This is a genomic window from Pseudonocardia sp. ICBG1034 (assembly GCF_020131375.1).
Taxonomy (GTDB): domain Bacteria; phylum Actinomycetota; class Actinomycetes; order Mycobacteriales; family Pseudonocardiaceae; genus Pseudonocardia; species Pseudonocardia alni.
This window is the reverse complement of sequence record NZ_JAHLEK010000015.1, coordinates 330,686-350,898: the sequence shown is the minus strand read 5'-3', so window position 1 is coordinate 350,898 and position 20,213 is coordinate 330,686. Positions and strand designations below refer to the sequence as shown.

Annotated in this window: 25 protein-coding genes and 2 pseudogenes; 15 read left to right on the top strand and 12 right to left on the bottom strand. The window is 73.9% G+C overall.

Going from position 1 to position 20,213, the window contains the following annotated elements:
• Positions 1 to 145: 145 nt before the first annotated feature.
• Genes KPF22_RS03260 through KPF22_RS03235 form a run of 6 tightly spaced genes read right to left on the bottom strand, consistent with a single transcriptional unit; the run spans position 146 to position 3,764 of the window.
• The gene (locus KPF22_RS03260; RefSeq protein ID WP_224400925.1) at positions 146 to 529 is read right to left on the bottom strand and encodes a hypothetical protein; all 384 of its coding nucleotides are present in this window, start codon (positions 527 to 529) and stop codon (positions 146 to 148) included.
• A gap of 14 nt (positions 530 to 543) precedes the next feature.
• Positions 544 to 1,176 (bottom strand): class I SAM-dependent methyltransferase, encoded by a 633-nt coding sequence (locus tag KPF22_RS03255; RefSeq protein WP_062398605.1) that lies wholly within the window; start codon positions 1,174 to 1,176, stop codon positions 544 to 546.
• A gap of 31 nt (positions 1,177 to 1,207) precedes the next feature.
• Positions 1,208 to 1,615, bottom strand: a complete 408-nt coding sequence (locus tag KPF22_RS03250) for a hypothetical protein (RefSeq protein WP_224400926.1) — start codon at positions 1,613 to 1,615, stop codon at positions 1,208 to 1,210.
• Positions 1,602 to 2,051: a DUF1707 domain-containing protein gene (locus KPF22_RS03245; RefSeq protein WP_224400927.1), complete on the bottom strand. Its 450-nt coding sequence runs from the start codon at positions 2,049 to 2,051 to the stop codon at positions 1,602 to 1,604. The genes KPF22_RS03250 and KPF22_RS03245 overlap by 14 nt, the downstream gene beginning before the upstream one ends.
• A 55-nt stretch (positions 2,052 to 2,106) precedes the next feature.
• Positions 2,107 to 2,637 (bottom strand): PadR family transcriptional regulator, encoded by a 531-nt coding sequence (locus KPF22_RS03240; RefSeq protein WP_100878974.1) that lies wholly within the window; start codon positions 2,635 to 2,637, stop codon positions 2,107 to 2,109.
• 17 nt (positions 2,638 to 2,654) lie between these two features.
• Positions 2,655 to 3,764, bottom strand: a complete 1,110-nt coding sequence (locus KPF22_RS03235; RefSeq protein ID WP_224401194.1) for a hypothetical protein — start codon at positions 3,762 to 3,764, stop codon at positions 2,655 to 2,657.
• Positions 3,765 to 4,014: 250 nt separating this feature from the next.
• Between KPF22_RS03235 and KPF22_RS03230 the strand changes: the two genes are divergently transcribed.
• The 11 genes from KPF22_RS03230 to KPF22_RS03180 all read left to right on the top strand — a co-directional run bounded on the left by KPF22_RS03230 (position 4,015) and on the right by KPF22_RS03180 (position 10,864).
• Complete coding sequence (locus KPF22_RS03230; RefSeq protein ID WP_062398615.1) at positions 4,015 to 5,040, top strand: NAD(P)-dependent alcohol dehydrogenase; 1,026 nt, start codon at positions 4,015 to 4,017, stop codon at positions 5,038 to 5,040.
• 106 nt (positions 5,041 to 5,146) lie between these two features.
• A complete protein-coding gene (locus KPF22_RS03225; protein ID WP_062398617.1) occupies positions 5,147 to 5,473 on the top strand; it encodes a putative quinol monooxygenase in 327 nt (108 codons plus the stop codon).
• A 317-nt stretch (positions 5,474 to 5,790) separates the two neighbouring features.
• Positions 5,791 to 6,273, top strand: a complete 483-nt coding sequence (locus tag KPF22_RS03220; RefSeq protein ID WP_224401193.1) for a L,D-transpeptidase — start codon at positions 5,791 to 5,793, stop codon at positions 6,271 to 6,273.
• Between the two features lie 106 nt (positions 6,274 to 6,379).
• Positions 6,380 to 7,195 carry a trans-aconitate 2-methyltransferase gene (locus tag KPF22_RS03215; RefSeq protein WP_224401192.1) on the top strand — a complete coding sequence of 272 codons (816 nt, stop codon included), beginning with the start codon at positions 6,380 to 6,382 and terminating at the stop codon, positions 7,193 to 7,195.
• Positions 7,196 to 7,304: 109 nt separating this feature from the next.
• Positions 7,305 to 7,778: a hypothetical protein gene (locus KPF22_RS03210; protein ID WP_224401191.1), complete on the top strand. Its 474-nt coding sequence runs from the start codon at positions 7,305 to 7,307 to the stop codon at positions 7,776 to 7,778.
• A gap of 281 nt (positions 7,779 to 8,059) precedes the next feature.
• Complete coding sequence (locus KPF22_RS03205) at positions 8,060 to 8,524, top strand: Asp23/Gls24 family envelope stress response protein (protein WP_208822851.1); 465 nt, start codon at positions 8,060 to 8,062, stop codon at positions 8,522 to 8,524.
• Entirely contained in the window at positions 8,521 to 8,922 is a 402-nt protein-coding gene (locus KPF22_RS03200; RefSeq protein ID WP_202968050.1) for a hypothetical protein, read from the top strand. Before KPF22_RS03205 ends, KPF22_RS03200 begins: the two co-directional genes overlap by 4 nt.
• Before the next feature lie 67 nt (positions 8,923 to 8,989).
• Complete coding sequence (locus KPF22_RS03195; RefSeq protein ID WP_062398628.1) at positions 8,990 to 9,202, top strand: hypothetical protein; 213 nt, start codon at positions 8,990 to 8,992, stop codon at positions 9,200 to 9,202.
• A gap of 5 nt (positions 9,203 to 9,207) precedes the next feature.
• A complete protein-coding gene (locus KPF22_RS03190; RefSeq protein ID WP_224401190.1) occupies positions 9,208 to 9,723 on the top strand; it encodes an Asp23/Gls24 family envelope stress response protein in 516 nt (171 codons plus the stop codon).
• Positions 9,720 to 10,265: a DUF6286 domain-containing protein gene (locus KPF22_RS03185; protein WP_208822849.1), complete on the top strand. Its 546-nt coding sequence runs from the start codon at positions 9,720 to 9,722 to the stop codon at positions 10,263 to 10,265. Before KPF22_RS03190 ends, KPF22_RS03185 begins: the two co-directional genes overlap by 4 nt.
• On the top strand, positions 10,265 to 10,864 hold the full coding sequence (locus KPF22_RS03180) for an alkaline shock response membrane anchor protein AmaP (RefSeq protein ID WP_208822847.1): 600 nt from the start codon (positions 10,265 to 10,267) through the stop codon (positions 10,862 to 10,864). Before KPF22_RS03185 ends, KPF22_RS03180 begins: the two co-directional genes overlap by 1 nt.
• Before the next feature lie 65 nt (positions 10,865 to 10,929).
• Here the strand turns inward: KPF22_RS03180 and KPF22_RS03175 are convergent, their stop codons facing one another.
• Positions 10,930 to 11,820: a hypothetical protein gene (locus KPF22_RS03175; RefSeq protein WP_224401189.1), complete on the bottom strand. Its 891-nt coding sequence runs from the start codon at positions 11,818 to 11,820 to the stop codon at positions 10,930 to 10,932.
• Between the two features lie 108 nt (positions 11,821 to 11,928).
• Positions 11,929 to 12,903: an aldo/keto reductase gene (locus KPF22_RS03170; RefSeq protein WP_208822842.1), complete on the bottom strand. Its 975-nt coding sequence runs from the start codon at positions 12,901 to 12,903 to the stop codon at positions 11,929 to 11,931.
• A gap of 86 nt (positions 12,904 to 12,989) precedes the next feature.
• On the opposite strand from KPF22_RS03170, the gene KPF22_RS03165 reads away from it, so the two are divergent.
• The 4 genes and pseudogenes from KPF22_RS03165 to KPF22_RS33550 all read left to right on the top strand — a co-directional run.
• The gene (locus tag KPF22_RS03165) at positions 12,990 to 13,556 is read left to right on the top strand and encodes a Chromate resistance protein ChrB (protein WP_224401188.1); all 567 of its coding nucleotides are present in this window, start codon (positions 12,990 to 12,992) and stop codon (positions 13,554 to 13,556) included.
• 4 nt (positions 13,557 to 13,560) lie between these two features.
• Positions 13,561 to 16,089, top strand: coding sequence for a cation-transporting P-type ATPase (locus KPF22_RS03160; RefSeq protein ID WP_224401187.1), 2,529 nt, complete (start codon positions 13,561 to 13,563; stop codon positions 16,087 to 16,089).
• 20 nt (positions 16,090 to 16,109) lie between these two features.
• Positions 16,110 to 16,823, top strand: a complete 714-nt coding sequence (locus KPF22_RS03155; protein ID WP_224401186.1) for a S9 family peptidase — start codon at positions 16,110 to 16,112, stop codon at positions 16,821 to 16,823.
• 35 nt (positions 16,824 to 16,858) lie between these two features.
• A pseudogene (locus KPF22_RS33550) lies at positions 16,859 to 16,945 on the top strand (acyl-CoA thioesterase); the annotation flags it as partial.
• Positions 16,946 to 17,111: 166 nt separating this feature from the next.
• On the opposite strand, the gene KPF22_RS03145 reads toward KPF22_RS33550, so the two are convergent.
• From KPF22_RS03145 to KPF22_RS03130, 4 genes and pseudogenes are all read right to left on the bottom strand, one after another.
• Complete coding sequence (locus KPF22_RS03145; protein WP_224401184.1) at positions 17,112 to 17,504, bottom strand: hypothetical protein; 393 nt, start codon at positions 17,502 to 17,504, stop codon at positions 17,112 to 17,114.
• Between the two features lie 327 nt (positions 17,505 to 17,831).
• Entirely contained in the window at positions 17,832 to 18,179 is a 348-nt protein-coding gene (locus KPF22_RS03140; protein WP_062398646.1) for a hypothetical protein, read from the bottom strand.
• A gap of 254 nt (positions 18,180 to 18,433) precedes the next feature.
• Complete coding sequence (locus KPF22_RS03135) at positions 18,434 to 19,381, bottom strand: manganese catalase family protein (protein WP_224401183.1); 948 nt, start codon at positions 19,379 to 19,381, stop codon at positions 18,434 to 18,436.
• Positions 19,354 to 19,734: pseudogene (locus KPF22_RS03130) on the bottom strand (hypothetical protein); the annotation flags it as partial. The pseudogene KPF22_RS03130 and the gene KPF22_RS03135, both read right to left, overlap by 28 nt.
• Positions 19,735 to 20,213: the final 479 nt, after the last annotated feature.

Sequence of the window (20,213 nt, the reverse complement as noted above, 5' to 3'; positions counted from 1 at the left end):
GAGATCAGGTCAAGCGGACGACCGGTGACGTATCACACGGAGATAACGACGGGATACGTCGTCGCAGCTCAGAAGCGCATTCTCACGATCACGGAACCGACAGCGAGCAGGCCGATGCTTTCGATCCGGAGATGTTCCACCGGCATCAGCGGCGCGGCGCGCCCTCGGCCCGGCGCAGGGTGAACACCGCGATCCGCACGACCATCGCGTCGAGCAGCAGACCGCCGAACGCCCACGCATCGAGCCAGGCGGTCCAGTTCCTCCCCTGCGCGACGGCGAGGAGCCCGGGCACGAGGAACAGCGCGACACCGAGCCCGCCGGCGACGGCACAGGCGAGCAGCGCCGCGCCGTCGGCCCGGCGCAGCAGCAGGAGCAGCGACACGACGGCGGCCGCGGCGACGAGCCCGTCCAGCCCGGCCAGGACCGGCCCCGTGGCGCCGAACGCGAGCCGGACGTGCACGGCGGCCGAGAGCACCAGCAGCACGGTCAGGATCCGGCGCCCGGTCACCGGGCCGCGGTCGTCGCTCATGGGTCCATCCTCGCCTACCGCACCCGCAGCACCAGGAGGCGGCAGTCGACCTGCTGCCCGGACCGGTAGGGCGCGACCTCGATCGAGACGGCCTCGAACACGTCGGCGGCGGCGAGCCGGTCGACCTCGGCACGGTAGCCACCGGACTCCCACACGTCGTCGAGGACGGTCGCGACCAGGTAGCCGCCCGGCCGCACGACCCGCGTGAACTCCGCCAGCGCCGAGGGCCCGACGTGGGCGTGGGTGAGCGTCCCGACGCAGACGACGACGTCGTAGGAGTCGTCGGGCAACTCCAGCGCGGCGGTGAGGTCGGCCTCGCGCAGGTCCCGGTAGGCGCCGGTGGCGCGGGCCCGCTCCAGCATCCCGGCCGACAGGTCGATCCCGTCGACGGTGGTCGCGCCGCGCTCGCGGAGCGCGACGCCGACCAGCCCGGTGCCGCACCCGGCGTCGAGGATCTCCCCGCCGGGGCCCGCGGCCGCGACGACGGCGTCCGCGGTGACCGCGGGCGCGACGTAGCCCTGGGCCTCGCCGGTGAGGTCGGCGTCGTAGGTGGGGGCCCACTCGTCGTAGAGGGCCCGGGCGTCGGCCGGGCCGCTCAGTGAGTAGGCGCGTTCCAGGTGGGGGTCGCCCCCGGTGCTCGTGGCCATCGCCCGATCATGGTGGACGGCCCGCGGGCTGTCATGCGCGCCCGAGCAACCCCCGGCGCGGCGGGTCGGCGGCGAGCAGCGAGAGCGCGCACAGCGCGCCCCAGCCGGCGGCGACCATGGTCGCCTTCTCCCGGGCGTCGCGGTCGGGGAGCTGCGAGCCCAGCACCACGAGGTCGACGATGTCGGCGCCGACCCGCACCGCGATGGCGGCCTTGAGCGGGGGGCCGGCCGGAGCCAGCGCCATGGCCAGGCCGGACGCGAGGTCCCGTCCGCCGACCGCCCGCGCGAGCAGCGTGGTCCCCGCGGACGGGGTCCGGCCGCCACCGGACAGCTTCGTCGGCGACAGCAGCACGTCCGGCTTCGCGGCGACGGCCGCGCCGTAGGCGGCGGTGGCGGCGCCCAGCAGGCGGGGGATCCAGGTCAGGTCACGACGGGGCATGTACCCGGTGTACCCGTTCCGCGCCGGTTCTCGCCCGCCCGCACGGACCGGCGACCGAGCGACCGGTGAGCGTGCCGAGCGTGAGCACCGCACCCCACGGCCCGATCACCCAGATCGGCCAGAAGTAGCCCCCGCCCCCGCCGAGCGCGACGGCGGCCCAGACCGTCAGGACGACCACCGCGGTCAGTGCCCACGGCCCCCAGGTCGCAGCCAGGACGGTCCGGCGGACCCGGCGCTCACGCTCCGGGTCGGCGGGTCGCGGCAGCCGGGGCAGGTCCGCCTCGACCGCGGCGAGCTCCGACGCCGTGCGCGCCGCGGTCACCTGCTCGCTGCGGGTGGAGAACTCGGCGAGGTCGAGCCGCCCGTCCCCCACGTGCCTGCCGAGCCGTTCCAGTGCGCGCTCCCGCTCGGCGTCACCGATGCGTACGTCCATCATGACCACCTCCTGATCGGATATCGAGACTATCCGCTATCCGTGCCGGGAGCACAAGTCAGAGCTCGTCGAGGAAGGCGAGCGCCGCCTCCGCCGAGGTGCGCCGCCAGGCGGCCAGCATCCGGTCGAACTCGTCGGCGCCGCCGTCCCCCGCCCGTCCGGCCCGGTCCTGCTCGGCCCGCAGCGCCGCGACGATCGGGGCCAGCTCGCGACGCTGGGCGTCGACCAGCGCGGTCGCATCCCGGCCGTGCCGGTGCAGCACCGCCAGCTTCAACAGGAACTCCGAGCGCAGGTCCCGCACGTGCGGGACCGGGGTGCCCAGCCAGGCGTCGACGTGGCCGCGGCCGGTGGGGGTCGCGGCGTAGAGGGTGCGGGGCGGACCGCCCTTCGTCTCGACGGCCTCGGCGGTGATCAGGCCGGCGTCGACCAGCCTGCCGATGGCCCGGTACACGACCGGGCGCGGGATCTGCCACACCCGGCCCAGCTCGCCGTCGGCGGCGGTGAGCGCGGCGACGGCGAAACCGTGCACCGGACGCTCGCCGGCCACGGCCAGCACCACCCATTCGGCGAGTCCCAGCCGCGGAAGCATCGGGCCAGCGTAGGGCCTCAGCGGTTGACGGCCGCCCCGTTGCCCTCCGCCCAGGAGAAGCCGCGGTCGTAGAGGAAGCGCAGCTCCGGATCGCTCTCCAGCACGAGCCGCTGCCCGTCCCCGGCCAGCTCGACCCGGCCGTCGGGCCGGACCGCCCAGGTGAGTTCGACAGTCCGGGCGGCGGGCTCGAACATCGGGGCGGCCCCGGACTGCGGCGGGTTCCACTCGACCCGGATCGTCCGGTCCCCCACGGGCCGCCACGTCCCCCGGACGAAGGTGCTGTCGGCGAGCCGGAGCGAGATCCCGGCGGACCCGGACTGCGGGTAGCCGGGGATCGGGATCGACGGGCCGACGTAGGTCCACTGCCCGACGGCGACGTGCTGCCAGCGCCGGTCGTCGGCGAGCCGCGCGGCCGGGGGCGTCGGGTCCTCCACCACCCGGTACACCCCGGCGAGCGCGAGGTCACTGCGCTGGAGTGCGGGCTGGAACTGCTGGAACAGCACGCCCTGCGCGGCGACCAGGGCCAGCCCGAGCACCGGGACGAGCCACCGGGTGACCCGGCGGACCCGCGGCCACGGCAGCAGCCGCGGGGACCCCTCGGTCGCCGCCGTCGGACGCCCGGCCAGGAACCGGACCACGCGCGGCAGCTCGGGGACCGCGACGAGCGCGAACCCGACCGTCAGGGCGAGGGCGAACTGCTTGACCGGCACGTCGTAGGTCATGTTCAGCAGGAAGACGGTGCCGAGCGCGACGGTCCCGAGCAGGCCGCCGATCCACGCCGTACGCCGGAACACCAGCAGCAGCACGACGACGAGCTCGGCGAACCCGGCGAGGAACTGGATCACCGGGGAGTAGGCCATGAGCCCCCACAGCAGGCCCATCGGACTCTTCTCACCGGTCATGGTCAGCGCGTCGGAGTAGTCGGCCCGGCCCATCTGGGACAGGTTCAGCTTGGACCAGACGTAGGCCTGCATGAGCAGGATCAGGACGAACCGCAGCAGCGCGTGCAGCACCCAGCCCACCCGGCTCCACCACGGCCGCGGCGTCGTCGGCACCGCCGTCGCCGCGGCGGCACCGTCCACATCGTCCTCCCGCCGCATCGCGGCGTCCCCCCTCGTCCCGGTCATGACACGACGGTAGGGACGGTGGCGCGGTCGCGGATCCCTCCTCCGACGGATCCTGCGCTCCTCCGCGGGTGGGAGACGTGAACCACAGCCCGCCGATGCATTGTGCACAACCATCGACGGGTAGCCACATGGCGATGCGGCAGTACGACGGCCGCCCGCCCCCGCCGCGGCACCGGAGCCCGGCCACCCCAGACACGACGTCCACACGCGACGCCGACCAGGAGGAAACGTGCCCACGACCGTGCCCGCCATGACCACCGCCGGCCCGAACAAGCCGTTCGAGCGCGGGACCGTGACCCGCCGCGACCCGAAGCCGCACGACGTCGTCATCGACATCCGGTACGCCGGGATCTGCCACTCCGACATCCACCAGGCCCGCGACGAGTGGGGCGAGGGCATCTACCCGATGGTCCCCGGCCACGAGATCGCCGGCGTCGTCTCCGCGGTCGGCGACGACGTGACCCGCTACGCCGTGGGCGACACCGTCGGCGTCGGCTGCTTCGTCGACTCCTGCCGCGAGTGCGAGAACTGCAGGGCCGGCGAGGAGCAGTACTGCCTCAAGGGCGAGGTGCAGACCTACAACGCGAAGGAGTACGACGGCGAGCCCACCTACGGCGGCTACTCCACGCAGATCGTCGTCGACGAGAACTACGTGCTGCGCATCCCGGACGGCGTCGAGCTCGACGTCGCCGCGCCGCTGCTCTGTGCCGGCATCACGCTCTACTCCCCGCTCCACCACTGGGGCGCGGGCCCCGGGAAGAAGGTGGCGATCGTCGGCATGGGCGGTCTCGGCCACATGGGCGTGAAGATCGCCGCGGCGATGGGCGCCGAGGTCACGGTGCTCTCCCGCACGCTGTCCAAGGAGCAGGACGGCAAGCGGCTCGGGGCCGCGCACTACTACGCGACCGAGGACGAGTCCACCTTCACCGAGCTGGCCGGATCCTTCGACCTGATCGTCAACACCGTCGCCGCGGTGATCCCGGTCGACGACTACCTCGGGCTGCTGAAGCTCGACGGCTCGATGGTCAACGTCGGCGTGCCCGAGGAGAAGCTGTCCTACCACGGGTTCTCGCTGGTCGCAGGCCGCAAGAGCCTGTCCGGCTCGAAGATCGGTGGCATCCGCGAGACCCAGGAGATGCTGGACTTCTGCGCCGAGCACGGCCTCGGCGCCGACATCGAGACGATCTCCTGCGACCAGGTCGACGAGGCCTGGGAGCGGGTCGTGCGGGGCGACGTGCGCTACCGCTTCGTGATCGACACCGCGACCTTCGCCTGAGGGTTCGTCAAGCCCCTCGGCGTCGCACTTCGAGACGCCCGCGGTGCGGCGATCCGTGGAACGATCCCCGGCGACGTTGCCGACCAGAAGTGAACCGGAGGCTCACGTGATCCTCATCGTGCTCAAGGCCCAGATCCGCCCGGACAAGCGCGAGGAGTGGCTGTCCGGCATCTCGCAGTACAAGAAGGACGTGAACTCGGAGCCGGGCAACATCTCCTTCGACTACCACGAGAACTACGAGAAGCAGAACGAGTTCGTGATCGTGGAGGTCTTCAAGGACAGCGCGGCCGGCGACGCGCACGTCAAGACCGACCACGCGCAGAAGTTCTTCGACTTCATGGGCTCGGTCGTGCCGGAGAAGCCGCTCATCAACTTCCAGAGCGAGGACGGCAAGGACGCCTGGGTCGAGATGGGCGAGGTCACCCCGCACTGATCCCCCTCCCTCCCGACGATGCCGGCGACCCCACGGGTCGCCGGCATCGTCGCGTCCACCGGTGCCGTGAGCAGGTGTCCCGGCTGCGCCGGACGGACGGAGCCGGGCGGACCGGACATCGGAACCGAGACGGTCCTTCCGGGTGATCGGGACGGGAGCGCACCGCGTCCGGGCCGGTCCGGGCCGGGGTGCAGACTGGCTGCGCACGGCAGATCTTTTCGTCACGCAACCTGGGCGCTCCCCGCGCGTCTCCCACGGTGACGGAACGATCACGTGGCGTCGCCGCCCCGGGCGACGCGGACGAACAGGAGCACCCCATGGACACCGTCCGGCAGCGGCCCCGCCGCCTCGTCGCACTGGGCCTCGGACTGGCCACCATCGCGGGTGTCGCCGTCGCCGGGACGGCACTGGCCGGATCCCCCGCCGCCGAGCAGGCCCGCGCACAGCCGCTCGTCCCGGGCACCCCGTGCTCGATCACCGCCAAGGCCTGCGTCGACCTGGACTCGCAGAGGTCCTGGCTCATCCAGGACGGCAAGGTCATCCGGGGCCCGATCGGCATCTCCTCGGGCGGCAACGGCCAGGAGACCCCGGTCGGCCACTCGCTGCGCGTCTACCGCAAGGACGCGACCCACAAGAGCGAGGAGTCGCGGCTGCCGAACGGCGACCCGAACCGCTCCTCGGCCGGCTGCATCCACGTCCCGCCGGACGAGGCCAAGGCGTACTTCGACTACCTGCAGATCGGCGACCAGGTGCAGGTCGTGAAGGCCTCCGAGGAGACTGCGGCGCGCAACGGGAAGTGATCACAGCGTCACCGCATCGGGGGTTGCTCGGGCGTCCGGCGTAACGCGGAGGTGGTCGTCCGGCGACACACCGGACGACTCACCCGTCCGTCCCCGGGAGCGCCCGATGGCCGAGAGCCGACCCGCCCGTCGCACGCCGATCGACCACGCCCGGCGGATCGCGCGGCTCTCCCTGAGCGGCGGCGCGCGTGCCGCCGCGGTCCCGGTGCGCGGCCTGGCCCGGCTCGGCCGCGCCGAGCACGACCCGCGCTGGACCGGCCAGACCTGGCTGTGGCAGCCGGGCTGGGGCCGGCGCACGCACGACCGGCTCTACCGCAGCCCGGACCCGTACTCGATCGGGCTGTCGGCCTACGAGCAGCAGAAGTACGGCACCGTCATGGATGCGCTCGCCGGACGCCGCTTCGACCGGGTGCTGGAGGTCGGCTGCGGCGAGGGTGACCTGTCGGTCCGCCTCGCCGGGCACACCGCGGCGCTGCTCGGGGTCGACATCTGCTCCGCCGCGGTCCAGCGGGCCGCCGCCCGGGTGCCGTCGGGGACCTTCGTCCGCCGCACGCTCCCGCACGAGATGCCCGAGGGCGACTTCGACCTGATCGTCTGCTCCGACGTCCTCTACTACTGGGAGACGGTCACGCTGCAGGTCGGCCTGGCCGCCCTGCTGGACCGCCTGCGGCCGGGCGGGATGCTGCTCGCCTACCACTACCGCGGGGCGTTCGGGCAGGCCGGGACGGCCGACCGGGTGCACGAGGCGCTCGCCGCCGCGGCGGCCGCCCGCGAGCTGACGGTCCGGGCGCACGAGACCGTCGACGGCGTCGGCCCCGACGGCGCCGGGGCCCGGTTCGACGTCGTGGTCCGCCCCGAGGTCGCGGTGCCGTCCCCGCGCCGCCCGGAGCCGGGGGTCGCAGCGCGCGCACGCCGTTCCTGAGGGGTCGACTGGGCCGGGTGGCGGTGCGCCCGCTGGACCGTCCAGCCGTTCTCGTCAGGTCGACGTGGACCTGTCGTGATCGGGCGGTTCCTGGTTACCGTCCGGAGCCATGACGGTCGAAGCCGACGGACCCGCCGGAATGGCCGACGCGCAGCGCGTGGTCACGATCCCCGAGCTGAGCGCACCGAGCTACCTGCAGGCGGTGCTGTCGATCGCCTACCGCGACGAGCGCAACAGCGTCCCGCTCACCGTCGCCACACCGGCCGGGCTCGTGTTCGGCAACGCCGTGCACCCCTCGGCCTGGCTGCGCGGACTCGGGGACCAGCTGCGCCGGCTCACCGCGGGCGACCCGGGCAACGAGTCCGCGGCGTCGATGGCCGACATGTTCGACGACATGGCCGACGGCCGCGGCGACGAGCGCCCCGGCCGGGACATCCCGGTGAAGGACATCCACTGGATCTACTTCACCGACGCACTCGTGGTCCCGACCGCCGCCGGCGGGCCGAACTACGTCGAGCCGGCCTGCTGGCAGGTGGCACTGCGCGACGTCACCGGCTGGACGATCGGCCTCCCGCCCGGCTGAGTGCCACGTCCGATGATCATCTGATCGGGTGATCGCAAACCAGCGGGCCGGGACCCCCTGCGCGGACCTCCCGTCGCAGGTCACAGGGTTTCTGCGCAGGTCAGCGGCTCGCAGCTCCGACCGCAGTGTGACGACGACCACGCGAAGTCGTGCGTGAGGATGCGCCACCCCCGGACCTCCTATGTGTGTCGAGCGGATCGACGGGGCACAACCGGAACGAACCGGCCCCCCGATCCGGACCACTGTGAGGCCCGATACCGGGCCACGACCTGGAGGCGCACATGAGCACCACCGAGACCAAGGCCCCCGCCGTCACCGGCACCCCGTCCGCCCTGCAGTCCGAGCACGGCAGCACCCGCATCGCCGAGACGGTCGTCTCGAAGATCGCCGGTCTGGCGGCCCGCGAGGTCAGCGGCATCTACGCCCTCGGCGGCGGCGCGGCCCGCGCGTTCGGCGCGCTGCGCGAGCGCATCCCGGGTGGCACCACCAACGCCTCGCAGGGTGTGTCGGTCGAGGTCGGCGAGAAGCAGGCCGCCGTCGACATCAACGTCGTCGTCGAGTACGGCGTCTCCATCGCCGACCTGGCGAAGGCCGTGCGCCGCAACGTCATCTCCGCCCTGGAGCGGATGACCGGGCTCGAGGTCGTCGAGGTCAACATCTCGGTCGACGACGTCCACCTGCCGTCCGAGGACGACGGCAAGGACGAGGAGCCGAAGAAGATCGAGTCCACCTCGCGGGTGGCGTGAGCGCCCGCGTCGCCGCGGACGGCGACGGGATCGTCGCCACGGGTGCGGTCGACACCGACCGGATCGCCGACGCGGTGCTGGGTTGCCCCGGCGTCGCACAGCTGCACGGCGGCCGGTTCGGTGAGATCGCCACCTACCTGCCCGGACGCCGGGTGAGCGGCATCCGCGTGGACCCCACGGCCCCGGCCGTCGAGGTGCACGTGGTCGGCCGCTACCCGGCCTCCGTGGCCGAGATCGACCGCCAGGTCCGCACCGCGCTGCTCCCGGTCGTCGGGGGCGCGCGGGTGGACGTGGTGGTCGGCGACTACGCCGGCCCCACCGAGTCGACGCCGATCCGGCCGTCGGACTCGGCACCCGCCACCGGCGAGCTCCCGGTCCCTCCCGCGGCCACCTCCTGACCCGCCCGGACGCCCGCCCACATCCCCGGACGTCCGGTACCTCCTCGTCTCGAAGGACGTGACTGTGATGTCCCTGTCCACCAACACGCAGATCGGCCTGATCGCCGGTCTCCTCCTGGCCATCGCCGGCATCGTCGGCGGCTTCGGCGGGTTCGTCCTCGCCCTGATCCTCGGCGCGATCGGCCTCGCCGTCGGCCGCTGGCTCGACGGCGACCTCGACCTGTCCGAGCTCTCCGAGCGGTCGGGGCTGTCCGGGCGCGGCCGCGACAAGGTCCGGTGAAGCCGGTGAGCACCGTCGAGCCGACGGGGACGGCGACCGGGGACCCGGACACGATCCGGGCCACCCGCCTCGCTCCTCCCCCGCCGGACGACACCCCGACCCGCACGATCGACACCGGCACCGGCTCCGCGGGTGCCGACGGCTCCGGCGGCACGGCCCCGGAGGAGCGCGGCCGGATCGACGTCGCCGACCAGGTCGTGCAGAAGATCGCGCTCGGGGCCCTGGAGGAGACCGAGGGGGTCGGTGGCACCACCGGCACGGTCGGGCGGATGCTCGGCCGTGACGACTCCGGCGGCCACCCCCGCGTCGAGGCGACCGTCTCCGGGCAGTCGACCCGGATCGACGCGCGGATCTCGGTCGCCTACCCGTCCCCGGTGGCCGCGGTCTGCGACCGCGCCCGCGCGCACGTCGTGCGGCAGGTCGAGGCGCTGACCGGGTTGTCCGTCGCGCGGGTCGACATCGTCGTCACCGCGCTCACCGTCCCGGGCGCCGCCCGGCCGGCCGCGAGGGAGCTCGAATGATCCGCCGCCCCCGCAAGTCCCTCGCCGCGGGCATCGTGGCGCTGGTCCTGCTCGCGCTCTGCGTCGTCGTCGCCGTCGCGGTCGTACAGCTGCTCCTCGGGCAGCAGCCGATCGTCGACTTCGGCGTGCTGGGGTCCACCGTCGCCGGGTTCACCGGAGCCGACGTGCCCGTGCTCGTCGTGTCCGGTCTGGTGGCGCTGGTCGGGCTGGTGCTCGTCGTGGTCGCACTGCGGCCGGGCACCCCGACCGTGTTCCCGCTGACCTCGGCGGGCGGAGCCGAGCACCTCGACTCCGGGATCACCCGGCGCAGCCTCAACCGGGCGCTGGCCGACGCCGCCACCGGCGTCGACGGCGTCACCAAGGCGTCGGTGAAGAGCACCGGGCGCCGCGCCGCCGTCACCGCGCACGCCGCGTTCGGCGAGCGTGCGGACCTGCGTGACCGGGTCCGCAGTGCGGTCGCGCAGCGGCTCGACGCCGTCGGACCGGCACGCAGCCCCAGGGTCACGGTGTCCGTGACCGGCACGAAGCAGAAGGAGGCGTGATGGCCAGCGCGACCCCACCGGCCCGGCTCAACCGGACCCTGCTGTTCCTGATCGGCCTCGTCCTGCTCGCCGCGGGCGTGTTCGGGCTGCTGTTCGGCACCGGCGTCCTGCGCCAGGTGCTCCCCGGGATCGACCCGTCGGTCCCGCTGCTGCCCGCCGATCTCACGCTGCCCGAGTGGGCGCCGTGGGTGACGCTCGCCGTCGCCGTCGTGGTCGGGCTGCTGGCGCTGCGCTGGCTGCTCGCCCAGGCCCGGCGCAGGCCGCGCACCTCGGCGTGGACACTGCCGTCCGCACAGGTGGCGGGCCGCGACGCCGGGACGACCCGGATCCACTCCGACCACGCCGCGGATGCACTGGCCGCCGACATCGAGAACTACGACGGCGTCCAGCGGGCCGCCGCCGCGCTCGTCGGCGACCGCCGCCGTCCGGAGATCCACCTGGAGGTGACCGCGGACGACGGTGCCGACCTCGCTGCGCTGCGCACCCGGATCACCGACCACGCGCTGCCGCGGTTGCGGTCCGCACTGGACATCGAGTCCGGACGCGCCGACCTGGTGCTGCGCCTGGCCGAGGCGAAGGAGCACTCGCGGGTGGGCTGAGCACCGCACGCACACACGCCGACGGGGCCCCGGATCACCGGGGCCCGTCGTCGTGTGCGGGTGGGTCAGCGGGACCGGTCGACGAACCCGGCGCCGGCGATCCGCAGGCCGCTGCCGCCCGCCATGCGGAGCAGCCCCGCCATCGCGATGACCAGACCGGCCATCTCGAAGGTCTCCTCGGTGCCGGCCAGGACGTTGTAGGTGAAGGACTGAACGTCACCGGTCTGCTCGAACAGGGCCCCACCGGCCGACTCCAGCCCGACCGCGCCGAGCAGGAACACCGCCGCCCCGGCGACGACGAGCCAGGCCCCCGGCCGGCGCAGCACCATCGGCAGGCACAGCGCCGCGACGACGGCGACGAGCACCGCGGCCGGGATGATCCAGGCGTAGGTCAGGAAGCCGCTCGTGCCGAGCGTGGTGTGGATGATCCAGCCGACCTGTTCGTGGTTGGCCGCGGTCTCGTCCATCGCGACGACCGCGCAGGACAGGCTGAGCAGGATCCAGCGCCACCGCTCGCGACGCACCGAGTTCGCCGCGATCAGCGCGAGCAGCGCCGCGTTGGTCAGGTGCATCGCCGAGCTGAACCAGGTCGAGATGTTCAGCTCGGTGCCCAGCCGGATCGGGGCGGGGATCTCGAAGCCGGGCCGCCCGATGCCGTAGACGGCGGCGCCGTAGTGGGCCAGCGCCAGCACGGCGACGATCGCGGCGGCGGTGCCGACGACCGGCCCGCGACGCAGCAGCGCCAGGTGTGGTGCGCCCGGCGCGGCGGCCTGGGCCTCGGGCGACGGCTCCGCGCGGGCCGGGCTCGCGGCCCCGGGCGCCGCCGCGGGCCGCGGACCGGTCCCGGCGTCCTCGGTGCAGCGCGGGATGACGACCGTGGCCGGGTCGTCGTCGGCGCTGTGCGCGCCGCGTCCCTGGGCGCCGCGGCCCCGTGCGAGATGGTCCTGGGCGGTCATGTCCCCTCCTCCTCACCACGCGGCCGGGCGGCATCGGCGGACGACGCCGACTCCGACCGCAAGGTGGCTGGAAGGTAAACGAGCGTATGTCCGCCGGGAAACGCGGGGTCAGCTCCAGGGGCGCGCGGAGCGGGTGGCCCAGTAGTGCTCGGCCGGTTCGGCCAGCGCGGCGAGCTCCTCGGCCGCGTCCGCGGGCAGCGTGAGCTCCGCGCCCGCGAGGTTCGAGGCGAGCTGGTCGGTCCCGACCGGGCCGAGCAGCACCCGCCACGCCCACGGGTTCGCCAGCGCCGCGGCGACGGCGATCCGGTCCAGCCCGATCCCGGTCCGCGCGGCGAGCGCCGCGGCCGCGCGGGCGCCCTCGGTGCCGTCCTCACCGCCCGGGGCGAGCCTGCCGTTCGCGAAGACCTCCTTCACGATCACCCGGGCCCCGGCGTCGGCGGCCTCGGCCAGCGCCGGGCCCACCGAGGGTTCGAGCGGGTTCCAGGTGCTCTGGAACGAGGTGAACAGCGGCTCGCCGTCCACCCGGACGTCCAGCGCCCGGCGCACCGCGTCGCCCTGGGCGGGGCCGGAGGTGGAGATGCCGACCCGGATCCCCCGGTCGCGCAGGTGGGCCATCGCGCGGTGGACGCGCCCGTCGTCGAGGACGCCGGTGTCGAGCGTCGCGGAGTGCACGTGGTAGGTCCCGAGGTGGTCGCCGAGCAGCTCGTGGCTCAGCGCGTACTGCTCGGTGAAGGCGTCGAGCGAGTGGTCCTTGACCTCGTGGGTGTCGGCGTCGGTCCGCCACCCGCCCACGTAGCGGTAGCCCCACTTCGAGCCGATCTCGACGGGGTCCCCACCGCCGGTGGCCTCGGGCCGGTCGGCGAGCCAGCCGGCGAGGAACTCCTCGGCGCGGCCGTAGGAGCGGGCGACGTCGAGGTAGCGGACGCCCGCGGCGTACGCGGCGTCGAGCAGGGCGCGGGAGCGGTCGCGCAGGGTGGCGACGTCGCGGTCGTCGCCGAGCTCGTCGGCGCGGCCGGAGGTGATGTAGGCGGGGCGGGCGATCGCGGCCAGGCCGAGGCCGAGACGGTGGGCGGGGGCGGGCATGGCCCCAGCCTGCCGCACCCGACGGCGGCGCCGCACCCGACGAAACACCTGTTGCACACCGGTGCCGGCCGGTACCGTCCCCGGGCATGACCGATGCGCCGCCCGGTGGCTGGGTCCTGCTGCTCGCGCAACTGCCCGCCTCCCCCTCGAGCCCCCGGGTCACACTGTGGCGCCGGGCCCGCGCCGCGGGCGCGGTCGGCCTGCAGAACGGCGCCTGGGTGCTGCCGGCGACCGGCGAGCACCGCACGTTCCTGGAGGGGCTCGCGGCCTACGTCCGCGAGTCCGGCGGGACCGCATACGCGCTCGACGTCGCCGCCGGAAGCAGCGACGACGGCATCGTCGCCCGGATCCGCGCCGAGCGCGGCAAGGAGTTCGCCGAGTTCACCGAGCGCGGCGACGCACTGCTGGCGGAGCTGGAGAAGGAGTCCTCCCGGGACAACTACTCCTTCGCCGAGCTGGAGGAGAACGAGCAGGACCTGGAGCGGCTCACCCGCTGGCTGGCCACGATCTCGTCCCGGGACTTCTTCCCCGACGAGCGCGGCAAGGACGCCGAGGCCCTCCTGGACCGCTGCCGGCGCGCGCTCGACGCGTTCACCGCCGCCGTCTACCGCGCCGAGGGCGTGGCCCCCGACCTGCCACCGCGTACGGACTGAGCCCGTGAGCAGCGGGGCGCACGCCGCGACCGGTGCGGCCGTGGTCGACGACCTCGGTACGGACGCGCTGCGGGGCCTCACCGGCGCCGAGGCCGCGGCGCGGAGGGGGCGGCACGGCCCCAACCGGTGGGTCGTCCCGCGTCGGGTCACCTTCCTGCGGGTGCTCGCCGACGAGGTCACCGAGCCGATGATGCTGCTGCTCGCGGCGATCGCGGTGCTCTACGGCGTCTGGGGGCGGTTCGACGACACCGTCGCCGTCGTCGTGATCATCGCGGCGGTCGTCGGGGTCGAGGTGTTCGCCGAGTTCCGCGCGAAGTCGGTCATCGCCTCGCTCGGCGAGCTCACCGCCCCGACGACGCCGGTGGTGCGTGACGGCAGCACCCTCTCGGTCGGGGTCGACGACATCGTCCCCGGCGACCTCGTGCCGCTGGCCGCGGGCTCGCGGGTGCCCGCCGACCTGCGTCTGGTCGAGACCTGGGGGCTGCGCGTCGACGAGTCGACCCTCACCGGGGAGCCCGTCGCCGCCCCCAAGGACGCCGCCCGGGTGCTCTCCGGCGAGACCGCGCTGGCCGAGCGGGCGAACCTGGTGTTCGCCGGGACGACGGTCGTCGCCGGGCGGGCCCGCGGCGTCGTCGTCGCGACGGGGACGGCCACCGAGCTGGGCACGCTGACCGGGCTCGTCGTCGCCGCGCGGCCGCCCCGGACCGCGCTGCAGCAGGCCATGCGCGAGCTCGCCGGCAGCCTCGCGACACTGGCGATCGCGTTCAGCGTGCTCGTCCCGCTGATCGGCGTGCTGAGCGGGCGGCCGTGGCGGGAGATGGTGCTGACCGGGCTCACCCTGGCCTTCGCAACGGTCCCGGAGGAGCTGCCGATCATCGTCAGCCTGGTGCTCGGGCTCGGCGCGCACCGGCTGTCGCGGCGGCGCGGGCTGGTCCGGCGGCTGCGCGCGGCGGAGGCCCTCGGGCTGGTGACGGTGCTCGCCACCGACAAGACCGGCACGCTCACCCGCAACCGGATGGCCGTCACGCGGGTCGAACCGGCCCCGGGCGTCGACGAGGACACCCTGCTCGGCCTCGGCGCGGCCTGCACCGAGACCGCCCCCGAGCCCGACGGCGGCTGGTCCGGTGACCCGACCGACGTCGCGTTCCTCGTCGCGGCCCGCGACCGGGGCCTGCCGACACCCGCCGAACCCGTCGCCCGGTTCCCGTTCGACCCCGGCCGGGAGACGATGACGGTCGTCCTGCCCGCCGGCGCGTCCGGCACCGCCACGGTGGTGACCACCGGCTCGCCGGAGTCGGTGCTGGCCCGCTGCGCGGCGCCGTCGCCGGGGACCGCGGGCCGGGTGGCAGCGCTCGCCGCCCGCGGCCTGCGGGTGATCGCGGTGGCGAGCAGGCCGGCGGCGCAGGTCCCGGCGACGGTCGGCGACGCCGAGCGCGACCTCGTCCTCGCCGGGCTCGTGGCGCTGTCCGACCCGCCGCGCCCGGGCGCCGCCGAGGCCGTCGCCGCCGCGCGGCGGGCCGGGGTGCGGGTGGTGATGGTGACCGGCGACCACCCCGCCTGCGCCCGGGCCGTCGCCGCGGAGGTCGGGATCGACCCGGACCCGGTGCTGACCGGCCGCGACCTCGACGGTCTCGACGACGCGACGCTGGCCGCCGCCGCCGCGTCGACGCCGGTGTTCGCCCGGGTCTCGCCCGCGCACAAGCTGCGCCTGGTCACGGCGCTGCAGGCCGGCGGGGAGGTGGTGGCGGTGACCGGGGACGGCGTGAACGACGCCCCCGCGCTCGCCCGGGCCGACGTCGGCGTGGCCATGGGCTCGTCGGGCACCGACGTGGCGCGCGAGGCGGCCGGGCTGGTCCTGGCCGACGACGACGTCTCCACCCTCACCCGGGCCCTGCACGAGGGCCGCACGCTGCACGGGAACCTGCGCAAGGGCGTCGCCTACTACCTGGCCTGCAAGGCCGCGCTGGTCGCGACCGTCGCCGCAGGGGTGCTCAGCGGGATGGCCGTACCGTTCACCCCGATCCAGATCGTGGTGCTGGAGATGTTCATGGACATCGCGGGGAGCGCGACCTTCGCCGCGGAACCCGCCGAGCGCGACGCCATGACCCGCCCACCACGCGACCCGGGTGCACGCTTCCTGGACCGGGCCCTGCTCGGCGACCTCGCCGCGGGGGCGGCGGCGCTGTTCGTCGCCGTCGGCGGGCTGTACCTGCTGACCGCCTCGCAGACGGTCGCGTTCGTGGCCTGGCTGTCCGGGCACCTGGCGCTGGCCTGGGTGATGCGCACCGAGCGGACACCGGTGCTGCGGGCGGGGCTGTTCGCGAACCGGTTCCTGCCCTGGTGGACGGTGGTGACCGCCGTGGCGGTGTGGGTGGTCATGACGGTGCCGGTGCTGCGGGAGACGCTGCGGCTGACCCTGCTGACCGGTCCGCAGTGGGCGGCGGCGGTGCTGGTGCCGGTGGCCGCGGTCGCGGTGCTCGAGCTGCGCAAGGCCGGCCGGCGGCGGGCCGCCACGGCACGCCCGGCGGCGTGATCCGTGCTAGACCACCGGTCGTGAACGGATCGGTCCTGTCCCGCCCGGCCCCCGAGCCGCCCCGCACCGTCGCCGTCGGCGACGATCCCGACCAGGTCATGGAGCTGTGGCCGGACGGCGCGCCCGGGCGTCCGCTGGTCGTGCTGGTGCACGGCGGGTTCTGGCGGCCCCGGTTCGACCGGGTGCACCTGCGACCCATGGCGGCCGCCCTGAACGCGCTGGGGCTGCCGGTGGCCTCGCTGGAGTACCGCCGGGTGCCCGGCGACCCGGACGCGACGGTCGCCGACGTGCTCGCCGGTCTGCGGGCCGCCCGCGCCGTCGCGGGACCGGTCGTCGCGGTGGGACACTCCGCGGGCGGGCACCTGGTGCTGCACGCCGCGGCCGTCGAGCCGTCGCTGGTGCGGGCGACGGTGCCGCTCGCCCCGGTCGCGGACCTGGCGCTGGCCGACGCGGAGGACCTCGGCGACGGCGCGGTCCGCGCCTACCTCGGTGGCCCGGCGGCCGGGCGCACCGACCTGGACCCGGCGGCGGGCCCGCCCCCGCCGGGGCCGGTGACGATCGTGCACGGCGACGCCGACGACCGCGTCCCGCCGGCCGTCTCCCGCTCCTACGCCGGCCGGCACCCGTCGGTGCGGCTGGTCGAGCTGCCCGGCTGCGACCACTTCGCGGTGGTGGACCCGCTGTCGGCGGCCTGGGAGACGGTGACCCGGGAGATCCTGGCGGTGGCGACGTGACCGCGCCCGGCGGCCTGCCCCGCCATCAGCTCACGATGACCGTGCTGATGACGCCGGACATGGCGAACTTCTCCGGCAACGTCCACGGCGGTGCGATCCTGAAGCTGCTCGACCAGGTCGCGATGGACGAGCACCGGTGTCCGGTCCCGGTCCCGTCGACCGACATCGAGCGCTGCCGCCGGGACGGGGCGCGCCGGCGTCGCGAGGCACGCCGGGCCGGCGGCTGACCCCGGACACGACGGTGCCCCGGGACCACACGGTCCCGGGGCACGTCGGGGTACGGGAAGGTCAGTTGACCGAGTCGCCCGCGCCGGAGGTCTGGCCGCAGCTGTCGGACTGGTCGGTGACCGAGTCGCCGGAGACCGCCTTGGCCTTGCCACCGAGGCCGAGGGCGCCGGTGACGCCGCTCAGCAGGTTCGCGTCCTCGACCGGGACCTGCACGCCCAGCACGTTGACCGGGATGTTGTTGTTGCAGACCTGGATCGGCACGTTGACGTTGTTGCCGTTCAGGCCGGAGACGAGGCCCTTGGCGTCCTTGTCGATGTGGCCCGACTCGTGCGAGCCGTGGTGCTTGCCGTCCTTGGCGGAGTCGCCCGCGTAGTCGCCGGCGAAGGCCAGCGGGGAGACGGCGAGCAGGGACGCGGCGGACGCCGCGACGATGATTCCGGCCTTCTTCAGCACAGTTCTTCTCCTGATGAGGTCTCAGGGCCGTGGTGAAGGCCCCGTTCCATGACGGCACGCTGACAAAAAAGGGGGAGCCCGTGCCGACTGGCTGCGAATCTAGCTGCGCGGGAGAGCCCGAACAATTCTTCTACCACCATCGGGTGGTCGAATTACTTTCCGTTCGGATACTCCCACGATCGGGTCGAATGCGATCGGGCGAACTGCCCGCATCGGCACCGGGACCGGCGACGACGACCACGGCGGGTGGTCACGCAACCCTGCCCCGGACACGGACGTGCCCCGGGACCGCGAGGGTCCCGGGGCACGTCAGCGACGAGGAGTCGGTCAGTTGACCGAGTCGCCCGCGCCGGCCTCCTGGCCGCAGGTGTCGGACTGGTCGGTGGCGGAGTCGCCCGACACGGCCTTGCCCTTGCCCGCGATGCCGGCGGCACCGGTCAGGCCGTTGCCCGCAGCGGCGTCCTCGACCGGAACCTGGACACCCAGGACGTTGACCGGCACGTTGTTGTTGCACGCCTGGACCGGGACCTGGGCGTTGTTGCCGTTGGCACCCGCGACGAGGCCCTTGGCGTCCTTGTCGATGACGCTGTCCGAGCCGGCGAACGCCAGCGGCGACAGGCCGATCAGGGCGACGGCGGACACGGCGGCGACGAAACCGGCCTTCTTCTTCTGCACAGTCTTCTCCTGGTGAGTCACGGATCCATTCGGATCCGGGCACGTGCCGGCCCGACGACAAAGGGGGGAGCCCGGACCGGCTGAGAAGAACCGTAATGGCGGGAAAGGTGCCCATCAAGCTCAGAACACCATCGTGGGGAACAATCACCGAGCGTCAGATATTCACACGATATGGTGTCGTCGCCGAGTCGGCGGTTCTGCACGACGACGGGGCGGAACCGCGCCCGGTCCCGCCCCGTCCGCCCGGACGTGCGTCAGCCGACGCGACCCCACTGTCCTGCGGGCTCGTCGGCCTCCATCTCGGCGACGGCCTGGACCATCGCCAGCAGCTCCGGGTCGAGTCCCGGTCCGAACTCCTCGGGCCGTTCGACGGCGATGTCCATCGGGACGCCGTCGGGCGCCTGTGCGGTCGACAGCGTCGTCCCGTCGTTCGACGGCGACGGACCGCGGTAGAGCTTCCCGGCCTCGGAGAGCTGGTCGAGGCTGAACGTGTACTGCTTGCTCTGCAGACCCTGCTCCAGCAGCGTCGCCACCTCGGGGAACTTCTCGGCGTTCGTCTTCGGGATCGGCAGCAACGTGTTCCAGTTGACCCCGAGCGCCTCGAGCGCCTTGGCGTAGGCGTTCTCATGGGCCTGGTCGCGCACGATCAGGTACGCGATCGTCGAGCGCGCCGTCTTGTTCGCCGTCATCTCGTAGAGCCGGCACTTCTGCAGCCGGCCGGTCGACTCGAGCATGAGGTTGTAGAGCAGGTTGAGCGGCAGGTTGCCGCTGTCGTAGACGTACTTGCCCGTCCACGGGTCACCCTGCGCGTCGACCGGCAGTGCCCCCTGGGCCCCCACCAGGTAGTGGTGGATGTTGCCCTCGGTCAGGGCCGCGCTCAGCGGGGTCGCCCCGCCTGCGCCGGGCGTGTCCAGGTCGTCGGTCGCGCTGCCCTGGTAGCGGGGCGAGCCGTCGGTGAGCCGGGCGATCGTGGTGGCGATCAGCTCGACGTGCCCGATCTCCTCGGTGCCGACGCCGTAGAGCAGGTCACGGAAGGGCTTCCCGTCCGGACCGCGGAAGTTGAAGCTCTGGAACAGGTACTGCATCATCGTGCGCATCTCGCCGAACTGGCCGCCCAGCCCCTCCTGCAGCGCGTTCGCCGCGGCGGGGTCGGGCTCGTCGGGGACGATCTCGTTCAACAGTCGCTGGACGTGCAGGAACACGGGTGCCACCTCGTGGGCTGTGGGGTGCGACCCCCTCCGGGGATCGTGGACACGGCCTGCGGGGTTGAAGCCGTCGGACCCCGGCCTACCCGGACCCCGTGGGTCCACACCCGCGCGCTCGGGGCGTCGGGGTTCTCCAGGTAGTGCCAGGTCCGCGCCTCCAGCTCGGCCGGGTCCGGCACGCCCGCGGCCTCGGCGTAGTGCTCGACCGTGTGGACCCCGTGCTCGTAGTAGTTCGAGATCAGGTACTCGGCAGGGTCCATCTTCTCGATGCCGTGCCGGAACTGGTCCACGTTGAACAGCCCGGCGCGGGCGCTCTGCGCGAACCCGGAGAAGGCGCGCTTCTCCCAGTCGGCACGGCGTCGGGAGGTGGAATCGCCATCGAGCGGTACTCCTCACAGCGGGGTATGCGAGGAAGCCAGGGTTCATGTCTGCACATGTCACTCAATGCAGACGCAGTGACACGAGGCCTGACGCCTCCGTTCCACCCCGTGTCACATGCGCGTATCCACGACCGTCCCTCGCTGTCGTCCATCGAGCCGAAGCTCGCGCCGCGCCAGGAACCAGCGTCGGCCGCCCGCATGACCGGTCCCGCGGCCGTGGCGAGCCGGGTCGCGGGCCGCTCGCCCAGCCGGATCCGCGGCCGGGACTCGCCGCCGCCCTCGTTCCTGTCGGTGTGCACGAAGGTCCACCGGCCTGCCGCCGGCCCCGCCCGCCGCGTTGGTCTCCTCGGCGGCGACGAACTCCTCCACCGCCAGCGCGACCGTCCCCATGGGGGTCAGTCTCCCCGCACGGAGGGGCCGGTCATCCGGTCGCGCCCTCCCGGTCCGTC

What these genes read in the sequence shown, in the direction of transcription:
- KPF22_RS03260 (WP_224400925.1), bottom strand. Translation starts at nt 529, where the DNA reads ATGAGCGACGACCGCGGCCCGGTGACCGGGCGCCGGATCCTGACCGTG.
- KPF22_RS03255 (WP_062398605.1), bottom strand. Translation starts at nt 1,176, where the DNA reads ATGGCCACGAGCACCGGGGGCGACCCCCACCTGGAACGCGCCTACTCA.
- KPF22_RS03250 (WP_224400926.1), bottom strand. Translation starts at nt 1,615, where the DNA reads ATGCCCCGTCGTGACCTGACCTGGATCCCCCGCCTGCTGGGCGCCGCC.
- KPF22_RS03245 (WP_224400927.1), bottom strand. Translation starts at nt 2,051, where the DNA reads ATGATGGACGTACGCATCGGTGACGCCGAGCGGGAGCGCGCACTGGAA.
- KPF22_RS03240 (WP_100878974.1), bottom strand. Translation starts at nt 2,637, where the DNA reads ATGCTTCCGCGGCTGGGACTCGCCGAATGGGTGGTGCTGGCCGTGGCC.
- KPF22_RS03235 (WP_224401194.1), bottom strand. Translation starts at nt 3,764, where the DNA reads ATGACCGGGACGAGGGGGGACGCCGCGATGCGGCGGGAGGACGATGTG.
- KPF22_RS03230 (WP_062398615.1), top strand. Translation starts at nt 4,015, where the DNA reads ATGACCACCGCCGGCCCGAACAAGCCGTTCGAGCGCGGGACCGTGACC.
- KPF22_RS03220 (WP_224401193.1), top strand. Translation starts at nt 5,791, where the DNA reads ATGGACACCGTCCGGCAGCGGCCCCGCCGCCTCGTCGCACTGGGCCTC.
- KPF22_RS03215 (WP_224401192.1), top strand. Translation starts at nt 6,380, where the DNA reads ATGGCCGAGAGCCGACCCGCCCGTCGCACGCCGATCGACCACGCCCGG.
- KPF22_RS03210 (WP_224401191.1), top strand. Translation starts at nt 7,305, where the DNA reads ATGACGGTCGAAGCCGACGGACCCGCCGGAATGGCCGACGCGCAGCGC.
- KPF22_RS03205 (WP_208822851.1), top strand. Translation starts at nt 8,060, where the DNA reads ATGAGCACCACCGAGACCAAGGCCCCCGCCGTCACCGGCACCCCGTCC.
- KPF22_RS03195 (WP_062398628.1), top strand. Translation starts at nt 8,990, where the DNA reads ATGTCCCTGTCCACCAACACGCAGATCGGCCTGATCGCCGGTCTCCTC.
- KPF22_RS03185 (WP_208822849.1), top strand. Translation starts at nt 9,720, where the DNA reads ATGATCCGCCGCCCCCGCAAGTCCCTCGCCGCGGGCATCGTGGCGCTG.
- KPF22_RS03180 (WP_208822847.1), top strand. Translation starts at nt 10,265, where the DNA reads ATGGCCAGCGCGACCCCACCGGCCCGGCTCAACCGGACCCTGCTGTTC.
- KPF22_RS03175 (WP_224401189.1), bottom strand. Translation starts at nt 11,820, where the DNA reads ATGACCGCCCAGGACCATCTCGCACGGGGCCGCGGCGCCCAGGGACGC.
- KPF22_RS03170 (WP_208822842.1), bottom strand. Translation starts at nt 12,903, where the DNA reads ATGCCCGCCCCCGCCCACCGTCTCGGCCTCGGCCTGGCCGCGATCGCC.
- KPF22_RS03165 (WP_224401188.1), top strand. Translation starts at nt 12,990, where the DNA reads ATGACCGATGCGCCGCCCGGTGGCTGGGTCCTGCTGCTCGCGCAACTG.